The sequence below is a fragment of the Ectopseudomonas toyotomiensis genome (genome assembly GCF_900115695.1).
Classification (GTDB): Bacteria; Pseudomonadota; Gammaproteobacteria; order Pseudomonadales; family Pseudomonadaceae; genus Aquipseudomonas; species Aquipseudomonas toyotomiensis.
The window spans coordinates 1-1,596 of sequence record NZ_FOXK01000033.1; the positions used below are offsets into that span (position 1 = coordinate 1).

Here is a 1,596-nt window from a genome sequence, read left to right on the forward strand (position 1 = left end):
CAGACTGTGTGAAAACCTAGCAGTCGGAGAGCAAGCTGAAGACAATGCCTCCATCATTCGATGGGGGCATTGTCGTTTATGGGCTACATCCAGGGCGAAGGTCGTCAGCAAAGCAGCCTGTTTCCTCCCACATTGGAGGAGCTGGTGCCGGAGGATCACCTGGTACGGGTGATCGAGGCCTATGTCGCCCGCCTGGATTTGCAGGCTCTGGGTTTCAGCAAGGCCGAACCACTCAAGACTGGACGTCCTGGCTATGATCCAGCGGATCTACTCAAGCTTTATCTGTACGGTTACTTCCAGCGCATCCGCTCCTCCCGGCGCCTGGAAGCCGAGTGCCAACGCAATGTCGAGGTGATGTGGCTGCTGGGCCGATTGGCACCGGATTTCAAGACCATTGCTGATTTTCGCAAGGACAACAGCGCTGCTTTTCAGGCGACCTGCCGCACCTTCGTCCAGTTCTGTCGCCAGGTGGGACTGATCAGCGGGCAACTCGTGGCCATCGATGGCAGCAAGTTTCAGGCGGTAGCGTCGCAACGCAAGCATCTGAGCCTGACGAAGCTCAAGCGTCAACAAGCCAAGCTGGAGGCGCAGATCGCCCGTTATCTGGCCGAACTGGACGAGGCTGACCGCAGTGAGGCCGCTGAAGTGGTTGATCGCAGTGCGGTCAAGGCTGCGCTGCAGCAGCTGGAGAGCCGACATGCCGATAACCTGACAGCCCAGGCGTTGATGGAGGTACAGGGGCTGGAGCAGTTCGTAGTGGGTGAGAGCGAGGCCCGCATGATGCGTACCCACCAGGGGGCTCGCGTGGCTTATAACGTGCAAAACGCGGTGGATGGCGAGCATGGGCTGATCGTGCATCATGCTGTCACTCAGGACGGCAGTGATAACCAGCAACTGGAACCTATGGCCAAGGCTGCCCAGGCGATCCTGGCGCAGGAAGAGCTGACGGTTACAGCCGATGCGGGCTACTCCAATGGTGAGCAGTTTCAAGCGTGTGATGATGCTGGGATTACGGCCTATGTGCCGGAGAATCGGGGCATAAATAACAAGGGCGACGACACGCCGCTATTCGATCGCAGCGCCTTCAGCTACGACGTAGAAAACGACCAGTACCAATGCCCTGCAGGCCAATGGTTATCGCTCAAGCAGGTAAACGGCCTACAGCGCATTTATGCTCTACGCGGCGACTGCACGGCTTGTCCATTGAAATCACGCTGCACCAAGGCTAAACGTCGACACGTGACTCGGCATGTCCATGAGGCCGCATTCGAACGCATGCATCAGCGGATGCAGGTGCATCCAGAGATGATGGTCAGGCGCCGCTCCATCGTCGAACATCCCTTCGGCAACCTGAAGCAATGGATTTTGGGTAATGGTCGCTTCCTGCTCCGACAACTGCAGGGCGCTCGGACGGAAATGGCCCTGGCGGTCAACGCCTACAACCTGAAGCGTGCCATCAATGTGATGGGTGCCCGTCGGTTGATCGAGCTGTTGGGGTAAATCCCGCTTTCCATTTCCATGCTTCAAAAACACCAACGCCCCGAACCAGTCGGGGCGTTGGATTTTTCTGGCGTCAGTGCGTTTTCACACGCTCTG

The 1,596-nt window shown here is 57.8% G+C and carries 1 protein-coding gene; it reads left to right on the plus strand.

Features of this window, described 5'->3' with window-relative positions; genetic code table 11:
* Window positions 1-78: 78 nt before the first annotated feature.
* The gene (locus BM186_RS26015; protein WP_074919345.1) at window positions 79-1,500 is read left to right on the plus strand and encodes an IS1182 family transposase; all 1,422 of its coding nucleotides are present in this window, start codon (window positions 79-81) and stop codon (window positions 1,498-1,500) included.
* Window positions 1,501-1,596 lie beyond the last annotated feature (96 nt).